This is a genomic window from Xanthomonas sp. WHRI 10207 (assembly GCF_040202975.1).
GTDB lineage: Bacteria > Pseudomonadota > Gammaproteobacteria > Xanthomonadales > Xanthomonadaceae > Xanthomonas.
Map to the genome: position 1 here is coordinate 559,732 of NZ_JBEGDX010000002.1, position 22,664 is coordinate 582,395.

General features: G+C 63.4%; 20 protein-coding genes and 1 other RNA gene. 6 read left to right on the forward strand and 15 right to left on the reverse strand.

Going from position 1 to position 22,664, the window contains the following annotated elements; translation table 11 throughout:
* Position 1 precedes the first annotated feature (1 nt).
* Positions 2–739, reverse strand: coding sequence for a monofunctional biosynthetic peptidoglycan transglycosylase (gene mtgA / locus ABQU90_RS08110; RefSeq protein ID WP_115529131.1), 738 nt, complete (start codon positions 737–739; stop codon positions 2–4).
* Between the two features lie 75 nt (positions 740–814).
* Between mtgA and hslO the strand changes: the two genes are divergently transcribed.
* From hslO to ABQU90_RS08125, 3 genes are all read left to right on the forward strand, one after another.
* A complete protein-coding gene (gene hslO, locus ABQU90_RS08115; RefSeq protein WP_311238687.1) occupies positions 815–1,705 on the forward strand; it encodes an Hsp33 family molecular chaperone HslO in 891 nt (296 codons plus the stop codon).
* Positions 1,706–1,858: 153 nt separating this feature from the next.
* Positions 1,859–2,695: an XOO1806 family protein gene (locus ABQU90_RS08120; RefSeq protein WP_055850372.1), complete on the forward strand. Its 837-nt coding sequence runs from the start codon at positions 1,859–1,861 to the stop codon at positions 2,693–2,695.
* Between the two features lie 242 nt (positions 2,696–2,937).
* Positions 2,938–5,841, forward strand: coding sequence for a TonB-dependent receptor domain-containing protein (locus ABQU90_RS08125; protein ID WP_115528617.1), 2,904 nt, complete (start codon positions 2,938–2,940; stop codon positions 5,839–5,841).
* Between the two features lie 110 nt (positions 5,842–5,951).
* Here ABQU90_RS08125 and ABQU90_RS08130 read toward each other — a convergent pair whose 3' ends face one another.
* Positions 5,952–6,560 (reverse strand): TetR/AcrR family transcriptional regulator, encoded by a 609-nt coding sequence (locus ABQU90_RS08130; protein WP_115528618.1) that lies wholly within the window; start codon positions 6,558–6,560, stop codon positions 5,952–5,954.
* A gap of 136 nt (positions 6,561–6,696) precedes the next feature.
* Here ABQU90_RS08130 and ABQU90_RS08135 point away from each other — a divergent pair, with 136 nt between their 5' ends.
* Complete coding sequence (locus ABQU90_RS08135; RefSeq protein WP_323521361.1) at positions 6,697–7,620, forward strand: alpha/beta fold hydrolase; 924 nt, start codon at positions 6,697–6,699, stop codon at positions 7,618–7,620.
* Complete coding sequence (locus tag ABQU90_RS08140; protein ID WP_323521362.1) at positions 7,617–10,091, forward strand: acyl-CoA dehydrogenase; 2,475 nt, start codon at positions 7,617–7,619, stop codon at positions 10,089–10,091. Before ABQU90_RS08135 ends, ABQU90_RS08140 begins: the two co-directional genes overlap by 4 nt.
* Before the next feature lie 238 nt (positions 10,092–10,329).
* On the opposite strand, the gene ABQU90_RS08145 is transcribed toward ABQU90_RS08140, so the two are convergent.
* Both ABQU90_RS08145 and ABQU90_RS08150 read right to left on the reverse strand, forming a co-directional pair.
* A complete protein-coding gene (locus ABQU90_RS08145) occupies positions 10,330–10,683 on the reverse strand; it encodes a DUF1304 domain-containing protein (protein ID WP_323521363.1) in 354 nt (117 codons plus the stop codon).
* Between the two features lie 317 nt (positions 10,684–11,000).
* Positions 11,001–12,371 carry an NTP/NDP exchange transporter gene (locus tag ABQU90_RS08150; protein ID WP_323521364.1) on the reverse strand — a complete coding sequence of 457 codons (1,371 nt, stop codon included), beginning with the start codon at positions 12,369–12,371 and terminating at the stop codon, positions 11,001–11,003.
* A gap of 331 nt (positions 12,372–12,702) precedes the next feature.
* Between ABQU90_RS08150 and ABQU90_RS08155 the strand changes: the two genes are divergently transcribed.
* Positions 12,703–14,082 (forward strand): serine hydrolase domain-containing protein, encoded by a 1,380-nt coding sequence (locus ABQU90_RS08155; protein WP_484422141.1) that lies wholly within the window; start codon positions 12,703–12,705, stop codon positions 14,080–14,082.
* Positions 14,083–14,491: 409 nt separating this feature from the next.
* Here the strand turns inward: ABQU90_RS08155 and ABQU90_RS08160 are convergent.
* The 11 genes from ABQU90_RS08160 to nudE form a co-directional block, all read right to left on the reverse strand.
* Positions 14,492–14,570, reverse strand: a non-coding RNA gene (locus ABQU90_RS08160) — sX9 sRNA.
* A gap of 517 nt (positions 14,571–15,087) precedes the next feature.
* Entirely contained in the window at positions 15,088–15,567 is a 480-nt protein-coding gene (locus ABQU90_RS08165) for a histidine biosynthesis protein HisIE (protein ID WP_082473483.1), read from the reverse strand.
* Positions 15,557–16,147: a hypothetical protein gene (locus ABQU90_RS08170; protein WP_323521365.1), complete on the reverse strand. Its 591-nt coding sequence runs from the start codon at positions 16,145–16,147 to the stop codon at positions 15,557–15,559. Before ABQU90_RS08170 ends, ABQU90_RS08165 begins: the two co-directional genes overlap by 11 nt.
* A gap of 425 nt (positions 16,148–16,572) precedes the next feature.
* A complete protein-coding gene (gene gcvH / locus ABQU90_RS08175) occupies positions 16,573–16,968 on the reverse strand; it encodes a glycine cleavage system protein GcvH (protein WP_055849316.1) in 396 nt (131 codons plus the stop codon).
* Between the two features lie 138 nt (positions 16,969–17,106).
* Complete coding sequence (gene gcvT / locus ABQU90_RS08180; protein ID WP_323521366.1) at positions 17,107–18,216, reverse strand: glycine cleavage system aminomethyltransferase GcvT; 1,110 nt, start codon at positions 18,214–18,216, stop codon at positions 17,107–17,109.
* A gap of 160 nt (positions 18,217–18,376) precedes the next feature.
* Positions 18,377–18,811: an NfeD family protein gene (locus tag ABQU90_RS08185; protein ID WP_323521367.1), complete on the reverse strand. Its 435-nt coding sequence runs from the start codon at positions 18,809–18,811 to the stop codon at positions 18,377–18,379.
* 3 nt (positions 18,812–18,814) lie between these two features.
* The gene (locus tag ABQU90_RS08190) at positions 18,815–19,780 is read right to left on the reverse strand and encodes an SPFH domain-containing protein (RefSeq protein WP_055850368.1); all 966 of its coding nucleotides are present in this window, start codon (positions 19,778–19,780) and stop codon (positions 18,815–18,817) included.
* 157 nt (positions 19,781–19,937) lie between these two features.
* Entirely contained in the window at positions 19,938–20,273 is a 336-nt protein-coding gene (locus ABQU90_RS08195) for a YnfA family protein (RefSeq protein WP_323521368.1), read from the reverse strand.
* Entirely contained in the window at positions 20,270–21,124 is an 855-nt protein-coding gene (mazG, locus tag ABQU90_RS08200; protein ID WP_323521369.1) for a nucleoside triphosphate pyrophosphohydrolase, read from the reverse strand. The genes ABQU90_RS08195 and mazG overlap by 4 nt, the downstream gene beginning before the upstream one ends.
* Before the next feature lie 179 nt (positions 21,125–21,303).
* Complete coding sequence (cysQ, locus tag ABQU90_RS08205) at positions 21,304–22,104, reverse strand: 3'(2'),5'-bisphosphate nucleotidase CysQ (protein ID WP_115513572.1); 801 nt, start codon at positions 22,102–22,104, stop codon at positions 21,304–21,306.
* Positions 22,101–22,649 (reverse strand): ADP compounds hydrolase NudE, encoded by a 549-nt coding sequence (gene nudE / locus ABQU90_RS08210; protein WP_055849296.1) that lies wholly within the window; start codon positions 22,647–22,649, stop codon positions 22,101–22,103. Before nudE ends, cysQ begins: the two co-directional genes overlap by 4 nt.
* Positions 22,650–22,664 lie beyond the last annotated feature (15 nt).

The following is a 22,664-nucleotide window of genomic DNA, read 5'->3' on the forward strand; positions in this document are numbered from 1 at the left end:
CTCACCGCGCCTGCAGGTACGCGGCGCCGCCCAACTGACGCGCCTGCCGCTGGATCCAGGCAGTACGTCGCTGCACGTAGGCACCAGGCCGGCGCGCATCGTACCGGCGTGGGGAGGGCAATACCGCGGCCAGGCGCGCCGACTCGGCCGGCGACAGGCCAGCCGCATCCTTACCCCAGAACTGCCGCGCAGCCGCCTGCGCGCCGTAGACCCCATCACCAAATTCGGCCACGTTGAGGTACATCTCCAGAATGCGCTGTTTGGGCCAGAGCAGCTCGATCAGCACGGTGTACCAGGCCTCCAGGCCTTTGCGCACCCAACTGCGGCCCTGCCACAGAAAGACATTCTTGGCGACCTGCTGACTGATCGTGCTGGCGCCGCGCACACGCCCGCCGCGCGCATTGTGATCGCGCGCCTTCTCGATGGCCTGCAGATCGAAACCGTGATGCATCGGAAACTGCTGATCCTCGGCAGCGACCACCGAAATCGGCAGGCTGGCGGCGATCTGATCGTAATCGCGCCACTGCTGGTGCAGGGAAAAACTCCCGTCCCCCTCGCCCCAGGCCTCCAGGTAGCGCCCGACCATCATGCTGCTGATCGGCGGGTCGACCACCCGCAGCACCAGCACCTGCAACACGCTCGCCGCCGCGAACAGCAGCGGCGCCGCCAGGATCCAGCGCAGCCAGCGTCGGCGCCGCGGTGCTGTCACCTGCTTGCCATCCAATGCATCCGTCCCCATTAGTTCGCTTCGACCTTCAATCCCGATGCCTGCCGCATTATCCGGCAACCAGCGTCCCTTACGTCCGATGTCTCCATGACCGATCACGATCAGCTTTCCCGTTTCCTGCTGCCTGCCGCCGGCGTGCGCGGTGTCCACGTGCGTCTGACCAAGGCCTGGCACGACGTCCAGGGCGCCGCCGAGTACCCCCCTGCCGCGCGCCAGCTGCTGGGCGAAGCCGCGGTGGCAGCCGCCCTGTTCACCGGCCACACCAAGGTCGACGGGCGTCTGTCGGTGCAGTTGCGCGGCAACGACACCCTGCGCACCCTGTTTGCCGAATGCACGGCCGCAGGCACCTTGCGCGGCATCGTGCAACTGGCCGAGGGTGCCGACGCGCCCACCGACCTGCGTGAGCTGGGCGAGGCCGCCCTGCTGGCGATCACCATCGAAAACCCCGGCCTGGACCCGCGCGAACCGCAGCGCTACCAGAGCCTGGTCGGCATGCAGGCCCCGGATCTGGCCGAAGCCTTCGAAACCTATTTCAAGCAGTCCGAGCAGCTGCCGACCCGCCTGTTGCTGGCCGCTGGCCCGGATCACGCCGCCGGCCTGCTGCTGCAGAAACTGCCTGGCGACGAAGGCGACAACGATGGCTGGACCCGCATCGGCGCCCTGTTCGACACCCTCGGCGCATCCGAGCTGCTGTCGGTGGCCGGCGACGACCTGCTGCACCGCCTGTTCCACGAAGAAGACCCGCAGTTGTTGGGCGGCAAGCCGCTCAGCTTCGGTTGCTCCTGCTCCCGCGAGCGGGTCGCGTCGATGCTGGAATCGCTGGGTGAAGAAGAGGCGCGCGCAGCCGCTGAAGAAACCGGCGAGGTGGAAGTGCGGTGCGAGTTCTGTGGCCGCGAGTATCACTTTCCGTTGACCGAGTTGGCCGTACTTTTCAGCACGGCGCAGCCCTCTCAGCAGGCGCCGGAACGGTTGCAATAGATAGCATCGGCGGTGCGTTCTGGGGAACGTGACCACTTGTTAAATAATCATAAACGCCCTAGCATTCTCACTGCCCGCTCTCGGGAACTTAACAACTGCCCCTAGGGTCTGAACTCTGGTATGCGACACCTTCTGCGCCTTCCGCTCGCTTTGCTGGTTGCCCTTGCGGCAGCCACGGGTGTGCATGCGCAGTCGGCATCCCAGCAGTTGCGCGAGAGCACCATCCTGCCGGTGTGGAACAAGGGCAGCGGCAAGGTGGAAGCGTTTCTGTACCTGGAACCCACCGGCGAGCAGAAGGCTGGCGCGCGCTGGCATTTCGGCCGCAATTCGCTGGATGCTGCGCTTGGCATGACCTCGGGCGATTCCTTAGGCCTGCTCTGCAATAGCAGCCGTGGCACCAACATCAGCGGTCTCGCCAGTCACTGCCTGCTGGCCGGCATCGGCGACGATGAAGAAGACAGCGCCGCCGCGTCGCGTCGCGTCTCCGGCACGCTGGGCTTCAACCGTGGCAGTGGCCGCGTCGGCGTCACCGCAGGTGCCGGTCGCGACACCCTGCCCGCCTGGCTGATCGGCGCCGGTAAGGCACCGTTGACCCGCGTGGAGCAAAATGACCTGACCGTTTTCGGCCAGAAGAACATCGGGCGCGAAGGCTTTGTCTCGATCGGCGGCACCTACGCCCGTGCGCGCCTGGTCCCGCTGGCTGACGTCTCCCCGGCCATCGCCGACCAGTGGGACAGCAAGACGCTCAGCGTGGGCGGCGGCTACGGCGCCTTCAGCGCCAATGTCATCGGCCGCGTCGTCGATGTCCCCGGCCAGCCGGAAAAATGGGAAGGTCTGGGCCTTGGCCTGACCTGGCGCACCCCCTGGAGCGGGCAGTTGACAGTCGGCGCGGAGAACGTCATCTCCCGCGGTAAGAACCCGTTTGCTCCCAACAACGAGAGCAACAGCGACGGCACCATTCCTTATGTCAGGTATGAGCAAGACCTGTAAGCCACTGACCTGAAACGAAATTCCAAGAACGCCACCGATCACAAAATCGGTGGCGTTTTTCGTTCAGGAATGCCTGAAACGGTACTTTTTCACGACTTCCTTCTTTTTCGTTAACGGGACTTTAATTCCTGGCGCAACGCATATACCATCGGTTCACCCTGACGTTTTGGATCCGCTACTTCGGAACCCCCGACAGGCAAACAACCCTTGGCAGTACCCAAGATCACTTGGAGAGAGAGCTAATGAATTGCAAGTCCAACAAGCTGCGCGATGCAGTTGTCCTCGCGCTTGTCGTGGGTGTGGGCGGTACTGGTACCGCCATCGCTCAGGAAGCCGGCGGAGCCACCAACCTCGACAAGATCGAAGTCACTGGTTCGCGTATTCGCCAGGTCGACAGTGAAACCGCTCAGCCGGTACTGTTGATCAGCCGCGACCAGATCGAGAAGCAGGGTTTCAAGTCGGTCGCAGACATCCTGCAGAACATTCCTACCGCAGGTTCGCCGGCCATTAGCCGCACGTCGCCTCTGAGCTCTGGCGAAAACGTCGGTGGCTACTACATCGACCTGCGTAATCTGGGCGCAAACCGCACCCTGATATTGGTCGACGGTCACCGACTGGGCATCACCAATGGTGGCTTGCAGGACGTGGCGTCGATTCCCTCTGTCATGGTCGAGCGCATCGAAGTCCTTAAGGACGGTGCGTCGACGATCTATGGTTCGGATGCGATCGCTGGCGTCATCAACATCATCACCCGCAAGGACTTCGAAGGCGCCGAAGCCAACGTCTATATCGGTCAATGGGGCCAAGGTGACGGTCAGCGCGAAGTCTACGACTTCACCATGGGTTTCCGTGGCGATCGTGGTTCGCTGACCGCTGGTGTCGAATACACCAATGAAGATCCGGTATGGGCACGTGATCGCTGGTTTAGCCGCAACCGTTTTCCCACTGGCGAAAAGACTGATCCGCGTCCAGGCGGTCTCTCCGGCACCACGGAATTCGGCCGTTTGGCATATCGCAATGCTACCGGCGGAACATCCACCGCAACGCTACGCCGCGACGTGGCGGGGCTCAACCCCGCAGATTTCTCAAGTTTTCGTCCACTCAACGGGACGGACACCTCCAATCCTGCACTCGCCTCGACCGTTTACAGTGGCATTAAGCGTAAGTCAGCATTTCTTAACGGGCACTTCGACTTCACCGACAATGTGGCATTCGATACCAGCGTCCTCTACACGGACCGCGAATCGTTTGCGCAAAATGCCGGCTACCCGATGCAAAGTGCCGCATTTGATCTGAGCAACGGCGGCCTTTCGGTAGACAGTGTGTTCAACCCTCTGGGCAACCAGGCAAGTGGTGCACTTCCGCCGGGAGTAGCGCCGCAGAATGTTCAGTACGTTCGACGCGGCTGGGAAGTTCCGCGTGAAGTTCAAAACAACCTGACCACCTCGCGGTTTACTGGCAAGTTCAGCGGCAGCTTCAACTTCGGTGAGAAATACTGGGATTGGGAAGCTGGCTTCCTTTACAACCAGAACAAGGGGACCCAGATCAGTACGGGTAACCTCAATACCTTTGCAGTCGGTCAGGCCACTGGTCCTTCTTTCATCAATGCAGATGGTGTTGCCCAATGTGGTAGTGCCGGCGCTTCGATTCCGCTTGGTTCCGGCCCAGGGGCCTGCACACCGTGGAATCCGCTGGTTCCGTTTGGCTATAACGCGCCGAACGGCCTGGGGGACCCAAATGTGCAGGCTTATCTGTATCAGCCGGGTCAAGCGCTATCTGAAACCACCACGAAGAACTACTTCGCAAGCGTGGCTGGCGTTCTCGCGACGCTGCCGGCCGGTGACCTTGGCATGGCGTTAGGCGTCGAGCGCCGCGAAGAAAACGGCTCATTCTCTCCTGACGCGTTAGCACAAACCGGCATCTCAACTGACTTGGCTGCCGGCCCGACACGGGGCGGTTACAACCTCAACGAAATCTATGCCGAATTGCAGGTTCCACTGCTTGCAGATCTTCCGGGCGCGCAAGAATTAAGCGTAACTCTCGCCACCCGTTATTCGGATTACGACACCTTCGGAAATACGACCAACAGCAAGTTCGGATTTAAGTGGAAGCCGATCGAATCGCTGCTCATCCGCGGCACTTGGTCGGAAGGCTTTCGTGCGCCGACGGTTGCAGACCTGTTTGGTGGCCTGTCGCAGAGCTTCGAGAACTACACCGATCCGTGTGACACCTCGTTCGGTCCGGCTGCAGGCAATGCGCGCTGCTCGGCGGATGTGCCGGCGGGGTTCCGTCAGCTCAATGCTTCCGCCATCGCTCCCGCAGACGGCCCCGGCGAACAATCGAACGTGCCCTTCATTTCTGGTAGCACTCCGACTCTGACCCCGGAGACCTCTACCTCCAAGACTCTCGGATTTGTATGGAGCCCGGGCTTCATCACTGGTCTGAATGCCTCGCTGGACTGGTGGAACATTCGGATTGAAAACACGATCGTGGCGGATACGCCGACGGATCTGCTGGACGATTGCTACCTGCGCGGCCTGGAATCTCGTTGCGTCGGATTTACGCGCAATGCGGCAGGTAATATCAGCACACTCTCTTTTGGTTTACGCAACGCGGGTTATGTTGAGACTGAAGGTTTCGACTTTGATCTGAACTACCGTTTTGAAACCCAGTGGGGCAACTTCACAGCAGCGTTGTTGAACACCTATGTGTCCAAGAACGAATTGAAGGCTGATAACACAGTTAATCCTCCGAGCCAGCAGAACGGCTACGGCGGCAACTTCCGCGTACGCTCCAACTTGTCGGTGAATTGGCAGTGGGATGACTGGTCTGTCACCTGGAGCACGCGTTACTTCTCGCGCACCAAGGAACGTTGTTTCTCGGACGACCGCTGCAGCTTGCCGAACTTTAGCGCTCCCGAGTTTCAGGGTTCCATCGTCGGCATGAACGAGCTCGGCTCGAACACGTTCCATGACCTGCAGGTCGCGTATGTCCTGCCTTGGAACGCTACAGTGGCCGTTGGTGCTAACAACATCTTCGAGCATTACTCGGCACCTGCGTATGGCCAGCCCAACTCTGGCTATTCCTATTACGGCGGATACGATATCGGCCGCTTTATGTACATGAAGTACCAGCAGCGCTTCTAATGCAAAAGGATTTCATAGTTTAAAAAACGGCCCCGAAAGGGGCCGTTTTCATATCAATGCGTCGAAGAAAAGCAAACCATCATCGGCCCACCTACCCAGCATTAGCAGCTCTACCCAGGAATCAATGTCTGAATCACATGCTCGACGTAGGATTCGAATTCTTCGCGGGCCTGTTTGGGTTGCTGCAGTTGCAGCGATAACTGCAGGAAGCCGACGTAAGCCGCGTAGGCGAGGCGGGCGCGATGCTGGGCGTCGGTGCGGCTGAGGCCGGCCTGGCGGAACGAGGCGATCAAGTAGTCGAGGCGGCGTTGCGAGACGCGGTCGATGACCGGACGCACGGCCGGATGGTCGAGTGCCTTGAGCAGTTCGCTGTAGATGACGTGCGGTTTGACTTCGTGGGCGACCAGCTGAAACAGCGCGCGCAGACGGGCGCTGGGATCGGGAACGTCTTCCAGACTGCCGAAGACTTCCTTCTGCTCGAAGATTTCCCAGCGCTCCAGGGCGGCCTGCAACAGGGCGTCGCGCGAGGGGAAATGCCAGTAGAAGCTGCCCTTGGTGACGCCGAGACGACGCGCCAATGGCTCGACAGCGACGGCACCCACGCCTTGTTCGGCGATCAGGTCCAGCGCGGCCTGCGCCCAATCATCCGCGCTGAGGCGATTACCGCGACCGGAACTGGCACGGGGCGTGGTGGGGCTGGATTCGGTGATGTCGTTCATGGCGCGATTTAACCATACGCCTGGGTCAGTTGCAGTATGCATCACAAAAATGACAGACAACTGCCATGATTCAAGGGCTTAACACTCCATACGAGGGAGTATTGACAGCAGGCGCTCTGCATCCATACCATTAGGTATGGTTACATCTCCTTCTACGCTTGCCCCCATTGCGACCATGTCGCGCGTTAGCGCTGGCGACGTGGAGCTGGCCGTGTCGGTACGGGGTGCGCAGCACGCACCGACGGTGTTGCTGGCGCATGGGTTTGGGCAGACGCGGCATGCCTGGGAAGCGACGGCAACCGCGCTGGCGCAGGCCGGTTACCGCGCGCTGTCGTACGACGCACGCGGGCATGGAGACTCGGGCTTCAACGAGGCCGATCTGCCCTACTCCCCCACCCAATTCACCGACGACCTGATTGTGTTGGCCGGCGAGCAGCCAGAGCCGCCGGTGCTGGTCGCTGCCTCGATGGGCGGCCTGTTCGGGCTGCTTGCCGAGGCGCGCTGGCCGGGGCTGTTCCGCGCGATCGTGCTGGTCGACATCACGCCGCGTTGGGACACCACGGGCGTGGAGCGCATCCTGCGCTTCATGACCGCGCATCCGGATGGATTTGCCTCGCTGGATGCGGCGGCCGATGCAATTGCGGCGTATCTGCCGCATCGCCCGCGCAAGACTGCGCATCAGTTACAGGCATTGCTGCGTCAACGCGCAGATGGCCGTTGGCATTGGCACTGGGACCCTCGCCTGGTCGACGAACTGGCCGGTCAGGATGCGCAGTTGCAGCAGCACGCCTTGTTGGAAGCCGCAGCGCAGGTGCGTTGCCCGATGCTGTTGATCAGCGGCGGGCGCAGCGATCTGGTCACGCCGGACAACATCACCGAATTCCTGTCGATCGCCCCGCATGCGCAGCACGTGCAGCTGGCCGACGCCACGCACATGCTGGCAGGCGACGACAACACCACCTTTACCGCCACCGTGTTGCATTATCTGGACGCACTGCCCTCGGTTGGCACCATTGCAGCGTCCAACATCACCGAGCATGTCACTGGAGCAAGACCATGAGCATCGTTGCACCGTTCCTCCTCGTCATCCTGGCGGCGGGTATCGCTGCCTATCACCGCATGCGCCTTGCCACCTGGGTTGCGATCAGCGCCTGCGTGCTGGTGGCGTGCTGGCTGCTGGGTGCCAATCTCACCGCCACCATCGCCGCCGCCGCACTGGTGGTGCTGGTGTCCGCTCCGGTGCTGTTGCCGTTCCTGCGCAAGCCGCTGCTGACGACGCCGTTGATGGGCTTTTTCCGCAAGGTATTGCCGCCGCTGTCGCAGACCGAGCGCATCGCGTTGGAGACCGGCTCGGTCGGTTTCGAGGGGGAGCTGTTCACCGGCGACCCGGATTGGCAGAAGCTGCTCAACTATCCCAAGCCGCAGTTGACCGCCGAAGAGCAGGCGTTCCTGGATGGCCCGGTGGAAGAGCTGTGCAAGATGGTCAACGACTGGGAAATTACCCACGTCCACGCCGATCTGCCGCCGGAGCTGTGGGACTACATCAAGAAGAACAAGTTCTTCGGCATGATCATTCCCAAGCAATACGGCGGTCTGGGTTTCAGCGCGCTGGCGCACCACAAGGTGATCCAGAAGCTGTCGTCGATCTCCAGCGTGGTCAGCTCCACCGTCGGTGTGCCGAACTCGCTCGGGCCGGGTGAGCTGCTGCTGCATTACGGCACCCCGGAACAGAAAGACTATTACCTGCCGCGTCTGGCCGTCGGTGCAGAAGTGCCGTGTTTCGGTCTGACCGGCCCGTTCGCCGGCTCGGATGCCACCTCGATCCCGGACTACGGCATCGTCTGCAAGGGCGAGTGGAATGGCGCCAACGTGCTCGGCGTCAAGCTCACCTTCGACAAGCGCTACATCACCCTGGCACCGGTCGCTTCGCTGATCGGCCTGGCGTTCCGCGCCTATGATCCGGACGGCCTGATCGGCGACAAGAAGGACATCGGCATCACCCTGGCGCTGTTGCCGCGCGAGACCCCGGGAGTGGAAATCGGCCGCCGTCATTTCCCGCTGAATTCCACCTTCCAGAACGGCCCGATCCGTGGCACCGAGGTGTTCATTCCGCTCAGCCAGCTGATCGGCGGCGTGGAGATGGTGGGCAAGGGCTGGAACATGCTCAACGAGTGCCTGGCAGTGGGTCGTTCGATCACCCTGCCCTCCACCGCCAGCGGTGGCGGCAAGTACGCTGCGGTGGTGACCGGTGCGTATGCGCGCATCCGCAAGCAGTTCGGTCTGTCGATCGGCCGCTTCGAGGGCGTGGAAGAAGCGCTCGCGCGGATCGGCGGCAAGGCCTATGCGATCAGCGCGCTGGCGCAGGCCACTGCCGCAGCGGTTGACCGTGGCGACGTGCCGTCGGTGCCGTCGGCGATCGCCAAGTACCACTGCACCACCATGGGCCGCGAAGTAGTCAGCGACATGATGGATGTGATTGGCGGCAAGGGCATCATTCTGGGGCCGCGCAACTTCGCCGGCCGTGCCTGGCAGGCTGCACCGATCGGTGTGACCGTGGAAGGCGCCAACATCATGACCCGCAGCCTGCTGATCTTCGGCCAGGGCGCGATCCTGTGCCATCCGTGGGTGATGAAGGAAATGAAGGCGGCGCAGGATCCGGATACGCGCCGCGGTCTGGAAGAGTTCGACCAGAGCCTGTTCGGGCACATCCGCTTCGGCATTTCCAATGCGGTGCGTTCGTTCTGGTTCGGTCTGACCGGTGCGCGTATCGGCGCAGCGCCGGGTGATGCATACACGCGTCGCTTTTTCCGCAAGCTGGATCGCTACTCGGCCAACCTGGCCCTGATGGCCGACGTGTCGATGCTGATGCTGGGCGGCAAGTTGAAGTTCAAGGAGTCGTTGTCGGGTCGGCTGGGCGATGTGCTAAGCCATATCTACATGACCAGCGCGATGCTCAAGCGATATCACGACGAAGGCGCGCCGGCGGCCGACCAGCCGCTGCTGGCCTGGGCCTTCCACGACAGCGTGCACAAGATCGAAACCGCGCTGTCGGCAGCGCTGCGTAACTTCCCGATCCGCCCGGTGGGTTGGCTGATGTGGGTGTTGATCTTCCCGCTGGGCCGTCGTGCCGAAGCGCCGGGCGACCGCCTGGGACATCGTGTGGCATCGATCCTGATGGCCCCGAACGAAGCGCGCGATCGCCTGGCCCAGGGCGTGTTTCTGACCCCGTGCGCCAACAACCCGGGTGGCCGCATCTCCAGCTATCTGGCCAAGGCGGTGATGGCCGAGCCGGTGGAACGCAAGTTCCTGAAGGCGCTCAAGACCAAGGGCATCGAAGCCCTCGACTTCAGTGCACAGCTCGACGAAGCGGTGGCCGAGGGCGTGCTCACCGTGGACGAGCGCAAGCTGCTGGAAGAGCTGCGCGAGATCATGATGGACACCATCACCGTGGACGACTTCGATCCGCACGAGTTGCGTGCGGCGAGCTTCTACGACAAGCCGCAGGCACAGCAGCCGCGCGAAGCCGCGTAAGGTTCGGGCCAAGGTTGTCAGCGACGACGGCGGGCTTTTAGCCCGCCGTCGTTGTTTGCGGGGGCCGCTCATCACCCGGCTACGCTGTGAGCAGATGCGAGCAGCCCTGTGCTGCCGACCTGTCAGTCTCGGGTGGCTGTCTTGCAGGCGTGGGCTTGCGCGCGAAGCGGCGTGACCGGTGATGTGGCATCGCGGGCAAGCCTGCTGACGAGAGGCAAACACCCTGCCAACAGACGCCTCAGTGCGGTAGCCACACCAACCCGAGCGCGATCAACGCGGGCACCGCCTGCACGAAGAAAATGCGGCGGTTGACGCTGTAGGCGCCGTAGCACCCCGCTACCACCACACAGCCCAGGAAGAAGCTCAGCACATCGACCCGCGCCGCCAGCGCGCCCCAGAGCAGACCTGCGGCGAGAAAGCCGTTGTAGAGGCCCTGGTTGGCCGCCAGCACGCGTGTGGCCCGTGCCTTCTCCAATGTGTTGCGGAAGGTCTTCAAGCCCAATGGGTGCGTCCACAGCGCCATCTCCAGCACCAGGATGTAGACATGCAGCAGGCCGACAAGGATGCCGGCGATGATCGCGAACAGGGACATGGCAAGAAAGTCGTGTGGACGTGGCGGCAAGCATAGCCGCGATGCCGCTCCGGCTGTCTGGCAACACGCACAGAGATCGTGACTTGAACGAGATGACGTCACCAGCGCAGCACTGGCCCACGCGTGATGAACGATGTCGCGTGCTGGTTGTCATCCGCTGGCTGCGGAGTGCGCGCTTGTGCGGGATAGACGCCCCATACAAGCACTACCACGCGTCAGTACCTGGCCGCCCGACTATGCGCGCGCCATCGCTCCATGGATGTTCCGGCAAGGCCGCCCTGCGCAGCGACAACACAGCTGCAAGCACGGGGCGCGGGTCAGCACTGCGACTCCGCTGCGCGCCCGTCCGCCACACCATCGCGTTCTGCAGGCAACTTGCGTGCTTCGCGCAGCAGGCCAAACGTGCCCAGCGTCATGCCCACTGCCGCCAATAGACCAACCCCGAACACCGCGGTGGAGCCCAAGCCCGATACCAGCTTGTGGATCCACACAAAGCTCAGGTCGCCGCCGCGATAGACCACCGTGTCGATCGCCGCGCCGGCCTTGTAGCGCCATTCGCGGCTGACTCGCGTGTACAAGGTTTCGCGCGCCGGCTTGGCCAGTGCAAACTCACTGGAGCGCGTGATCACCTGCACGATGGCGATCATCAGCGGCAATGGCGAGGCTGCCAGTACCGCGTACCCCAAGGTGATGGCCACCCCCGGAATCAGCAGCGCCGGTGCGATGCCGAAGCGCGACAACAGCGCGCGCGTCACCAGCAATTGCAGCACCAGTGCGAGCGCGTTGACCGCCAGGTCGATACTGGCGTAGTACGCGGTGCTGGCGGCCGCATCGGTATAGAGCCGCCGTACCAGCGCCGCCTGCTCGTTGTAGAGCAAGGTGCCCACGCCCACGCCGAATAACGTCATCAACGCCAGCCAGCGCAGCAACGGCTCGCGCACGATCAGCTTGAGGCCACCGAGCACGTCGCCGCCCATCGGCACCTCGCCGGAGTCCAGTTGACGCTCCTGCTCGCGCGCCACCGCCCACAGGCGCAGACGCAGCACGCACACCACGCAGACCGTCAGGAACCCGGCCGACACCAGCATCAGGTGCGCAATGCCGATGCGCTCGACCAAGGTGCGGGTGAGGATCGGCCCGAGAAATGCGCCCAGGGTGCCGGCCGCGCCGATATAGCCGTAGTAGTTGCGCGCTTCGGCATTGCTGAAGACGTCGGCCATGAAGCTCCAGAACACCGCCACGGCAAACAGGTTGAAGACCGTGAGCCACAAAAAGAACGCCATCCCGCGCCCTGGCACGCCGCTGTCGAACAGCACGTAGAACAGCAGCAGGGTCGCAATGAAGAACCCGTAGACCAGCGGCAGGAACACGCGCCGCGGATAGCGGCTGACCACCGCGCCGTACACCGGCTGCAGTAGCAGCATGATCAGGAAGGTGCAGGTAAACAGCACCTGCAAGGTGAAGTCCTTGAGCGGCATGCCGTGCGCGGCGAAGAAGCCGATCATGCCGGCTGGAAACAACGCGGCCACATCCGACGATGCACCCATCGCCTCGCGCACCGGACGCAGCACGTAGTAACCGCTGAGCAGGCAGAAGAAATACAGGAACGACCACGCCAGCGGTGGCGAACTGCGCAGCGCAGCGCCCAGACGGCCAGCCGCCGAGCGCGGCGCAGAGGGACGATTCATGGCGTCAACATCGCCCGTGCGAACGAGCCCGACAACAAGAACATGGCGGCGGCAGCACCTGACGAAGTAGCGCGCAAGTTAGCCGATGCGGCGCAGCACCACCAGCGGCGGAGGCAGGACGCTGCGACGCGCGCGTGGGCTGCCCCGGCACGGCACTTGCAACCCGCTTCGCATGCACCCTGCGTGGCGTCGCCACGGCCCTGACCAGCCCGATTTCTGAACCCAAATCGTCAATAGGATCAATATGATGCCCATTCATCTTCCGGCAGTTTGTGCTATTGCGAAGCGCGGGGCTAGAATCGCTCCAAGCAGTGGAACAGGCGGGACAACCATGACAGTAATGCGCAGGCGCCGACGGTTCCGTCCGTTGGCCATCGGGCTGCTCGGGGCGTTATTGCCTCTGGCCCTCTCTTCCACGGCACAGACGCCCGCGCCCACCGCTTATGCGCTGCAGCCGGCGACCGTCGCGCAGTCGCCCACCGCCCCGCTTCCATATCGCACCTCGTTGCCGGCCAGCAGCGTGTTGGCGCCGGCCGCCGGCTTCGACGTGGCGGCATTCGAATCGATGGCCGACCAGTTGACCTACGGCAACCGCGTGCCCGGCATGGCGATGGCCATCGTGCAAGGCGGCAAAGTGCTCAGCGCGCGCGGCTATGGCGTCACCGACGTCAATCACCCGCAACCGGTCGATGCGCATACCGTGTTCCGCCTGGCGTCGCTGTCCAAGGCCTTCGCCGGCACCATGGCTGGCCTGCTGGTCAACGATGGCGTGTTGCGTTGGGACAGCAAGGTGGTCGACTACGTGCCCGGCTTCCAGCTGAGCGACAACGTCGCCACCCGGCAGCTCACCGTCGCCGAGGTGCTCAGTCATCGCGTCGGCCTGACCCGCAATGCCTACGACCGCGATATCGAATCCAACGTCGACTATTACTCGCTGAGCCACAAGCTGGCCGCCGCGCCGCTGCGGTGCGCGCCAGGCGATTGCTATGCGTATCAGAACGTGGCCTTCAGCTTGGTCGGCGATGTGGTCTTCGCCGCCTCCGGCAGTTTTTACGAGCAATCGGTTGAGCGCCGCATCTTCAAGCCGCTCGGCATGAACGATGCCAGCATGGGTCTGGCCGGCATCCAGGCCAGTCCGCATTGGGCACGCCCGCACGTGCGCAGCCGCAACGGCTGGGTGTCGCTCACGCCCAAGCCCACTTACTACCGTCTTGCTCCTGCTGCCGGCGTCAATGCCAGCGCCAGCGACATGGCGCAATGGCTGCTCGCACATACCGGCCATCGCACCGACGTGTTGCCTGCGCCACTGCTGGCGACATTGCACGCGCCACTGATTTCCACGCCGGGCGAAATGCGTTCGGGCTGGCGCCATGAGCGCGTGGACGCGGCCAGCTACGCACTGGGCTGGCGCGTGTTCGACTATGCGGGCCACCAGGTGGTCTTCCATGCCGGTGCGGTGCAGGGTTACCGCGGCCTGGTCGCGTTGCTGCCCGAGCGCGACGTCGGTATCGCCATCATGTGGAATGGCGAAAGCGGCCTGCCCTCCGGCATGCTGCCGACCATTCTGGACCGCGCCCTCGGTTTGCCGGCCAAGCGGTGGCTGGATATCGATGTGGACGGCGACTTCGGCAGCGAGAACATGCTGGCAGAGAAGGCCGACCCGGCTGGCAAGGGCGCGTCGTCCGGCAAGTCGGTGGCATCGCCGCGCTAAGGCGAAGCGCCGGCACCGTAGCGGTGCATGCTGAAACACAGGCGGCCTTGGCCGCCTGTGTTGTTTCTGATCGCTGGAGTCTGCGGGTGGTTTGAACGCCTTGGCGCCAGGCGTGTGCTGGGCAGCGTGCTTGGGACGTACTTGCCGTGCTCGGCGTGCATGAGACCAACGCTGCAACGCGATACTGCATCTGCGGCGCACCGCTGGGCTTGGTTCGTCGCCGCTGCACGTCGTCTTTGCATGTAGAGAGTGGATGCGGTTGCCGGGCAGCGGATCGACGGGAGTAGGTGTAGGCGCCTTGATCACGCCTTCTTCGTGCGAAGACGCCGGCTCGCAGGCGCCGTCAGGCTGCCGCACGCGTCATTGCTGGATCCACGACACCCTGCACCACAACGTATCGGACCAAGAGCGCTGACAACACGTCGCGAACAGTCGTTGGGTGGGTGTGTGGACGGCGCACTCAGAACCGCAGTGGACGTGTGGTCCATGCGGCACCGAGCACCGGCCGCGCCCGCCTGGCGGTGAGCACAGTGGTTTTGTTAGCTGCTCTAAAGCATCTGGCTGTCGCGTGGTCGGGAGACGGGCGTCGGGCAGTGCGACGGCGGCAAACTGTCATTACATCAGGCAAACCGACGGCCGAGGGAATCGGACTGGACAAGTGGTGGCCGAACAATCCCTCGGGAACGCCGATACCGATGCCGATATCGGTACGGGTTGGAAGCATCGCCTCCTCAACGCAAGTGCAGCCTTGGGTGATGCATCGGACGCGTCAAGGCGTCGCGCAGCACTCTCTTTTTGAGAAGCTCTCGGCGTTGGCGTTGGCGTTGGCGTTGGCGGTTGGCTACAGCTCCAGACCGTGCCACCTCGCGAACCGCGTCGCCTCGATGACGGTCGGCATTCGCGCACTGCATCGGACGTGGTCACGGAGCCGCGCAATAAAAAAGCTCCCTCCCCGCTGGGCGTCGGGGAGAGAGCTCGATGTTTACGGCGATCGGGTGTTGCAGATCAGATCAGCGGTGCCGGAGTTGCGGGCAGCGCGACCGGAGCGGCCTTCTTCTTGCGAGCGGCCGGCTTCTTCTTGGCGACCTTCTTCACAGCAGGCTTCTTGGTAGCAGCCTTCTTGGTGGCGGACTTCTTGGTCGCCTTCTTTGCGACTGCCTTTTTGGCAGTTTTCTTCACTGCTTTCTTGGCGGCCTTCTTGACGGCCTTTTTGGCGGCAGTCTTCTTGGTCGCCTTCTTTGCGGTCTTCTTCACTGCCTTCTTGGCGGCAGTCTTTTTGGTTGCCTTCTTGGCAGTCTTCTTCACTGCTTTCTTGGCGGTTGCCTTCTTGGCAGTCTTTTTGACGGCCTTCTTGGCAGCAGTCTTCTTCACTGCTTTCTTGGCAGTTGCCTTCTTAGCGACCTTCTTGGTCGCCTTCTTGGCGGCGGTCTTCTTCACTGCCTTTTTGGCGGTGGGTTTCTTTTTCGCAGCTTTTTTAGTGGCCATGTAATTGGCTCCTCGTCAGTGAACTATGGAGGTGAAACGCCCAGTTGAACCAAACCCCGCGTCGGCATGCCGTCGTCGGGTACCGTCCGCAGGTAATGCGCGACGGGACGGATACAGAAACACCCGCATCGAACGGCGACACGGGTGCGTAGTCGAAACGACAACTGCTTTTTTGGAGAGAAGCGGACCCGACTCCACCATTGAGTGTGCTTCGGTGGACGTCTTGAACAAGCGTGTCGGCTCGATGTCGATTCTGCTCACTCTCTTTCGCAGCAATGTCTGCTGGGCGAAACCTAATCACGCTTTTTTTTACTGTCAACACTCTTTTGCATTTTTTTTTCAGCCGACCATCGCCACGTTCGCCATCGACGTCCGGCAAACGCACCGCGCGCGGCAAGCTGGATGGGTTGGAAGCGCGCGCCCACGCAACAGCGTTAGCGAAAAAGCACTTCTTTTCCGCTGTTTTCTTCAAGCGCTCTAAATCCGCACGATGCAGGGTGCCGTAACGCTGCGACGATGCGCTGTGCGTTGCGGCATCGCTTGCCGCCTGTCCGCCAGCTGAAAATTTTTTATCCGACAACTCCGCTTCCGACGTCGTACGAGCAGAAATGCGCAAACTTATTGCGCCGTTCGATCGCCATGCAGGTGCGCTTGCGCATCGCCGACAGCGTGTTGCGCAACGTCGATCGGTCATCGATACATGTTGCGAGCGTCGAATTTTTTTCACCGAGCACACCCCAGACCCTCACGAACGACTCACGTCAGAAATCCGGCGCACCGGTATGCAGGCGGTTGTGCGGCGACAGATCGCGCATGGATGCCTCCACGCGCATCGCGTCAGCGCATCGCCAACCGCCTTTCCAGCCTGCGAGTGTCAGCACCGTGCAGGTGGCTGCCCAACCGCCCCTCGATCTCGATCTCGAACGCACACCGCCCGGCGGCGACGCGCCAAAAAAAAATGGCCGCTCTGGGAGCGGCCATCGGTGCGCAGCAGGGAAGACGGACTCAGTGGTCGTCGTCTTCAAGCAGCTCGGCGTAGTCGTCGGGCGACAGTAGATCGTTGAGCTGCTCCTTGTCGTCGAGTTCGACAACGAAGATCCAGCCCTCGCCATAGGCGTCTTCGTTGATGGTTTCCGGCTTGTCGCTCAGCGCGCCGTTGACCTCGACCACAGTACCGCTGACCGGGCTATAGACATCGGATGCGGCCTTGACCGACTCGACCACCGCCGCGCCGTTGCCGACCTGCACGGTGTCGCCGACGCTCGGCAGCTCGACGTAGACCAGGTCGCCCAGCAAGCCCTGCGCGTGGTCGGAAATACCGACGGTCACGCGGCCGCTGCTTTCGACACGGGCCCACTCGTGGGATTTGAGGAACTTGAGGTCGCCAGGAATCTCGCTCATGGGTGTGCTCCGGGGAAACTGGGGTTGGGGACAGGTGGTTAGTTTAGACCGCGCGACAAGACAGGTGCACGCATGTCGGTATGGCTGGGTTGCATGCGGTGACAGGAGGCCGGCCGAGGGCGACCGGCGTCATGCGACTCAGTCACCAAGAACGCCGGGCTGCGCCTGACCGTCGCGCACGAACGGAAACTTCACCGCGCGCAACGGGACCTGCTTGCCGCGAATGTCCACGCGCAGGTCGTCGATGCTGCCGGCCGGCACGCGTGCGAATGCGATCGCCTTGCCGAGCGTCGGTGAGAAGGTGCCGGACAGGATCTCGCCTTCGCCGCTGGCGGTGAACACGCTCTGGCCGTGGCGCAGCACGCCCTTCTCATCCATCACCACGCCGATCAGTTGGCGCGGTGCGCCCTGTGCCTTTTGCGTTTCGAGCACGGCGCGACCGATGAAGTCGCGGCCTTCGTCCAGGGTGATCGTCCACGCCAACGCAGCCTCATAAGGAGTGACCGCGTCGTCCATGTCCTGCCCATAGAGATTCATGCCCGCTTCCAGACGCAAGGTGTCGCGCGCACCCAGACCGGCCGGCTTGACGCCCTGCGCGAGTAGCGCATTCCAGAACGCAACCGCTGCGTCCTGCGGCAACACGATTTCGAAACCGTCTTCGCCGGTGTAACCGGTGCGCGCAACAAACAGGTCGATGCCATCGCGCGAGCGCGTCTGCAGTGCGGCGAAACGGCCGAGCTTGCTCGCTGCCGTGGCGTCGGCCGGATCGACCAGTTCGATGACCTTGGCGCGTGCGTTGGGGCCCTGCACGGCGATCATCGCGAAGTCGCCGCGCTCTTCCACGCGTACCTCGAAGCGTGCGGCCTGTTCGCCGATCCACTGCAGATCCTTTTCGCGGGTGGCGGCGTTGACCACCAGACGGAAAAAATCTTCGGTCATGAAATAGACGATGAGGTCGTCGATTACCCCGCCCTGCGGATTAAGCATGCAGGTGTACAGCGCCTTGCCGGACACCTTGAGCTTGTCCACCGAGTTGGCGAGCAGGTAGCGCAGGAACTCGCGCACGCGTGCGCCGCGCAGATCGACCACGGTCATGTGACTGACGTCGAACATGCCGGCGTCGCGACGCACCTGATGGTGTTCGTCCAGCTGCGAGCCGTAGTGGATCGGCATATCCCAACCGCCGAAGTCGACCATCTTGGCGCCGAGCGCGCGATGGGTGTCGTTGAGGATGGTCTTCTGGGTCATGGGCGCCGGTCCAAGGGAAAGATGCCCATTATCGCTGCCTGGCCGTGCTTGCGGGTAACCGCGTCATTGCGCAGACGCAGCACCGGCCCAACCGTGCAATTGGGCACAAGCACGCCGCACTGCAGCAATGTGCGACCGGGCTTCTCGCCGTGCTCGGCGATCAGCTGGTGGCTTGCACCTGCAAGGTCATGCCATCGACGCCGACGATGCGCACCGGCGCGCCGGCGGGCAGATCCGGACCACTGACCACCCAGAACGCATCGTCGACCTTGGCGCGACCGCGGCCATCGTGGATGGCTTGATCGAGCAGCACACGACGGCCGATCAATTGCTCGGCGCGTCTGTTGAGCAAGGGACGGTCGCTCTGCCGCCCCTTGCCGCGGAACCAGGTGCGATAGACCTGCACCGACACAAAGCTGAGCACGACGAACGCCACAATCTGCACCAGCAGCGACATGCCCGGCAGCGCCAACACGAGCATGCAGACGGCGGCGGCGGCAATCCCCATCCACAGCAGAAACGCGCCGGGCACCAGCGTCTCTGCGGCGATCAACAGCAGCGCCAGCACCGCCCAGATCACAACGTCCCAGCGCATGGCTCAGCCTCCCGCGCGCGGCGGCATCGGCGGCATGCGTACGGCTGGCGCGTCGGGCTTGCCCATCGCTTCCTTGGCCAGTTCAGCGATGCCGGCGAGCGAGCCGATGATGCCGCTGGATTCCATCGGCATCAGCACGAACTTCTGGTTGGGTGCGGTGGCCAGTGCCTTGAACGCCTCCACATACTTTTGTGCGACGAAATAATTGATTGCCTGCACGCTGCCGTTGGCGATCGCGTCGGACACCACCTGGGTGGCGCGGGCTTCGGCCTCGGCCAGACGCTCGCGCGCCTCGGCGTCGCGGAAGGCGGCTTCCTTGCGGCCTTCGGCTTCGAGCACGGCCGCCTGCTTCTCGCCCTCGGCGCGCAGGATCTCCGATTGACGCGAGCCTTCGGCTTCCAGGATCTGCGCGCGCTTTTCGCGCTCGGCCTTCATCTGCCGCGCCATCGAGTCGATCAGATCGCGCGGCGGCTGGATATCGCGAATTTCGATTCGCGTGACCTTGATGCCCCATGGGTTGGTGGCCTGGTCCACCACGCTCAGCAACTGCGCATTGATGGTTTCGCGCTGGCTCAGCGATTCGTCCAGATCCATCGAACCGATCACGGTACGGATATTGGTTTGCACCAGCGCGATGCTGGCGATCTCCAGATTGGAGACTTCATAGGCGGCCTTGGCGGCATCCAGCACCTGGAAGAACACCACACCGTCCACGCGTACCACCGCGTTGTCCTTGGTGATGACGTCCTGGCTGGGCACGTCCAGCACCTGTTCCATCATGTTGATCTTGCGGCCCACGCCGTAGACCACCGGCACCAGAAAGTGCAGACCCGGACTCAGGGTGTGGGTGTAGCGGCCAAAGCGCTCCACTGTCCACTGAAATCCCTGCGGCACCATACGCACGGTCTTGAACAACACGATGACGCCAGCGACCAGAACGGCCATGGCCAAAAACGAAGTCGGAAACATGTGCATCCCCCTTGCATATGACGAGTCGATCCTTGCAGCAGTATGCACCCGCACTGCCCGTCGCCGGCTTGGGGATGCACTGCAGGAATGCGCTCGCGACCATTGCCGCGTCGGACAGCAAGCGCCTCGTCGTGCGCGGATCACACGACCGCCAGGCTCAGACGTTGCGCGGCGCGAACATGATGACGGCCATGCCGAGCAGACAGCAGGCGGCGCCGAGCAGGTCCCATCGCGTCGGAGTGATGCGGTCCACCCACCACAACCACAGCAAGGCACTGGCGATATAGACCCCGCCATAGGCGGCATACACGCGTCCGCTGGCAGCCGGATGCAGACTCAACAGCCACACGAAGATCGCAAGGCTCAGCGCGCTGGGCAGCAGCAGCCACACGCTGCCGCCTTTGCGTAGCCATAGATAAGGAAGGTAGCAGCCGACCAGTTCGGCCACGGCGGTGGCGACGAACAGCAACAGTGTGGTCAGCGCGGCGCTCATGCGCCGGGCACGGCGCCGGCATCCGGCACCGCCGCGAGGGATTCGTCGCGCTTGACCTGTTGCCACAGCGCTTCCTGCGCGCCCAGCGACAACGCATCCAGCGTGGTGCCCTGCACGTGCGCCTGCGCTTCCATCGCACGGAAGCGCCGTTCGAATTTCAGATTGGCATGCCGGAGCGCGGCGCCCACATCGACCTTGGCGTGTCGCGCGAGATTGGCGCAGACGAACAGCACATCGCCCAGTTCGTCTTCCAGCCGCGCCTGATTGTCGGCTACCGGGCCGCGGGCGAATTCCACCCGCAGCTCCTCGATTTCTTCCTGCAATTTTTCCAGCACCGGCGCCGGGCCAGGCCAATCGAAGCCCACCCGCGCCGCGCGCGACTGCAACTTGGTGGACCGCTGCCACTCGGGCAGCCCGCGCGCGATGCCGGCCAGTGCAGAGTCGTCCTGGTGTCCCGCGGCGCGGCGTTCTTCGCGTTTGATCTGGTCCCAGTTGGCGCTCACCGCCTGCGCATCGTCCGCCGTTTGCGCCGCGAACACATGCGGGTGCCGGCGCACCAGCTTGTCGCTGAGTGTGGCGACCACGTCGGCAAAGTCGAACGCGCCCTGTTCGGACGCCATCTGCGCATGGAAGACCACCTGCAGCAGCAGGTCGCCCAACTCGTCGCGCAGCCCGGGCAGGTCGTTGCGATCGATCGCGTCGGCGACCTCGTAGGCTTCTTCGATGGTGTACGGCGCGATGGTGGCAAAGCTCTGCTCCACATCCCAGGGGCAACCGTGCTCACGGTCGCGCAGGCGCGCCATCAACTGCAGCAGGCGGTGGATATCGCCGGTGGGCGGAGTCTGGAGCATGGTGTGTTCCTGGAGCGATGTTGGAAGGCGCATCCGCGGCGAGAGCGCTGACGCAGTGCGGCAGTGCGCGTGGCAGCAACTCCGACGCGCGATGCCGCCGCAGTGTACCGGTCAGCCAATCACGACCTTGCGCATCCGTGTTGCCTGGCGTGTGACGCGCACACGGCAGGCCGGCATGCTCAGGCCAGCCAATCGCGCCAAGGCAGATTGGGGTCGCCCAGCGCGATGAAGTCGCCATTGAGCAAGGTGTCGCGGCGGTTGTAGCGGAACGGCTTGCCGGAACCGCCGGCCAGCAGCACACCACCGGCGGCATGCAGCACGCATTGGCCGGCCGCGGTGTCCCATTCGGAGGTGGGGCCGAAGCGCGGATAGACATCCAGGTCGCCTTCGGCGATGCGGCAGAACTTCAACGACGAGCCTTGCGCCACCACGTCGATCTCCCCCATGCGCTCCAGCGCGGCCGCAGTGCGCGCGTCGCGATGCGAGCGGCTGGCAGCGACCCGCAAGGGTGTGGCGGCCGGTGTGCGGGTGTGCAGCATCTCGTCGCGATCGCCGTCGCGGCGGAACGCGTTTTCGCCGCGTGCGGCGTACCAGACCCGGCCATCGACCGGCGCCTGCACCACGCCCAACACCGGCGCGCCCATGTGGATGAGGGCGATGTTGACGCTGAACTCGCCGTTGCGTTTGACGAACTCGCGGGTGCCATCCAGCGGATCGACCAGCCAGTAGCTGGTCCAGTACTGCCGCTCCTCCCAGGCCACGTGCGCGGATTCTTCCGACAGCACCGGCACATCGGGCGTGACCCGGCGCAGACCGTCGACGATGACGCGATTGGCGGCAAGGTCGGCCTGGGTCAACGGACTGGCGTCGTCCTTGATCTCGACCGCGAAGTCCTGCGCGTACACCTGCATGATGGCCTCACCCGCTTCGCGAGCAATCGCGATCACGGTTTCGCGCAGTTCCATCGGGATACGGATCATGGGTTGCGCTCCAGCCACTCGCGCGCAATGAACAAGGCGGCCAGCGAGCGGCCTTCGGAGAAATCGTCGCGCAGCATCAATTCGTCCAGACGAGCGATTGGCCAGGGCACCACTTCCATCTCTTCCGGCTCATCGCCGACCAGGCGCTCGGGATACAGGTCGCGCGCCAGCACCAACCAGGATTGGTGACTCATATAAGTAGGAGCGAGCGTCATCGCGCGCAGCACCTGGACCTGCCGCGCGCCGTAGCCGGCTTCTTCCTTGAGCTCGCGGTCGGCCGCCTGCTCCGGGGTCTCGCCGGCATCGATGCGCCCCTTGACCAAACCCAGCTCGTAGCGGTGCACGCCGGCGGCGTACTCGCGCACCAGCAGCACAGTGGTCGCGTCGAGCATCGGCACCACGACCACGGCACCGTGGCCCTGGCTGAGTTGCCGTTCGTAGAGACGGCGCTGCCCGTTGGAAAACTCCAGATCCAGTTGCTGGCGACGGAACGGCCCGTCGCCAAGATCGGTGATCTTGTGGATGGTCGGCAGACGCGGGCTCATGCGTGGCACGCAGCC

What these genes read in the sequence shown, in the direction of transcription:
- hslO (WP_311238687.1), top strand. Translation starts at nt 815, where the DNA reads ATGACCGATCACGATCAGCTTTCCCGTTTCCTGCTGCCTGCCGCCGGC.
- ABQU90_RS08165 (WP_082473483.1), bottom strand. Translation starts at nt 15,567, where the DNA reads ATGGCCACTAAAAAAGCTGCGAAAAAGAAACCCACCGCCAAAAAGGCA.
- ABQU90_RS08125 (WP_115528617.1), top strand. Translation starts at nt 2,938, where the DNA reads ATGAATTGCAAGTCCAACAAGCTGCGCGATGCAGTTGTCCTCGCGCTT.
- gcvT (WP_323521366.1), bottom strand. Translation starts at nt 18,216, where the DNA reads ATGACCCAGAAGACCATCCTCAACGACACCCATCGCGCGCTCGGCGCC.
- ABQU90_RS08150 (WP_323521364.1), bottom strand. Translation starts at nt 12,371, where the DNA reads ATGAATCGTCCCTCTGCGCCGCGCTCGGCGGCTGGCCGTCTGGGCGCT.
- ABQU90_RS08140 (WP_323521362.1), top strand. Translation starts at nt 7,617, where the DNA reads ATGAGCATCGTTGCACCGTTCCTCCTCGTCATCCTGGCGGCGGGTATC.
- cysQ (WP_115513572.1), bottom strand. Translation starts at nt 22,104, where the DNA reads ATGATCCGTATCCCGATGGAACTGCGCGAAACCGTGATCGCGATTGCT.
- ABQU90_RS08145 (WP_323521363.1), bottom strand. Translation starts at nt 10,683, where the DNA reads ATGTCCCTGTTCGCGATCATCGCCGGCATCCTTGTCGGCCTGCTGCAT.
- ABQU90_RS08155 (WP_484422141.1), top strand. Translation starts at nt 12,703, where the DNA reads ATGACAGTAATGCGCAGGCGCCGACGGTTCCGTCCGTTGGCCATCGGG.
- ABQU90_RS08130 (WP_115528618.1), bottom strand. Translation starts at nt 6,560, where the DNA reads ATGAACGACATCACCGAATCCAGCCCCACCACGCCCCGTGCCAGTTCC.
- ABQU90_RS08135 (WP_323521361.1), top strand. Translation starts at nt 6,697, where the DNA reads ATGGTTACATCTCCTTCTACGCTTGCCCCCATTGCGACCATGTCGCGC.
- nudE (WP_055849296.1), bottom strand. Translation starts at nt 22,649, where the DNA reads ATGAGCCCGCGTCTGCCGACCATCCACAAGATCACCGATCTTGGCGAC.
- ABQU90_RS08195 (WP_323521368.1), bottom strand. Translation starts at nt 20,273, where the DNA reads ATGAGCGCCGCGCTGACCACACTGTTGCTGTTCGTCGCCACCGCCGTG.
- mazG (WP_323521369.1), bottom strand. Translation starts at nt 21,124, where the DNA reads ATGCTCCAGACTCCGCCCACCGGCGATATCCACCGCCTGCTGCAGTTG.
- ABQU90_RS08190 (WP_055850368.1), bottom strand. Translation starts at nt 19,780, where the DNA reads ATGTTTCCGACTTCGTTTTTGGCCATGGCCGTTCTGGTCGCTGGCGTC.
- gcvH (WP_055849316.1), bottom strand. Translation starts at nt 16,968, where the DNA reads ATGAGCGAGATTCCTGGCGACCTCAAGTTCCTCAAATCCCACGAGTGG.
- mtgA (WP_115529131.1), bottom strand. Translation starts at nt 739, where the DNA reads ATGGGGACGGATGCATTGGATGGCAAGCAGGTGACAGCACCGCGGCGC.
- ABQU90_RS08185 (WP_323521367.1), bottom strand. Translation starts at nt 18,811, where the DNA reads ATGCGCTGGGACGTTGTGATCTGGGCGGTGCTGGCGCTGCTGTTGATC.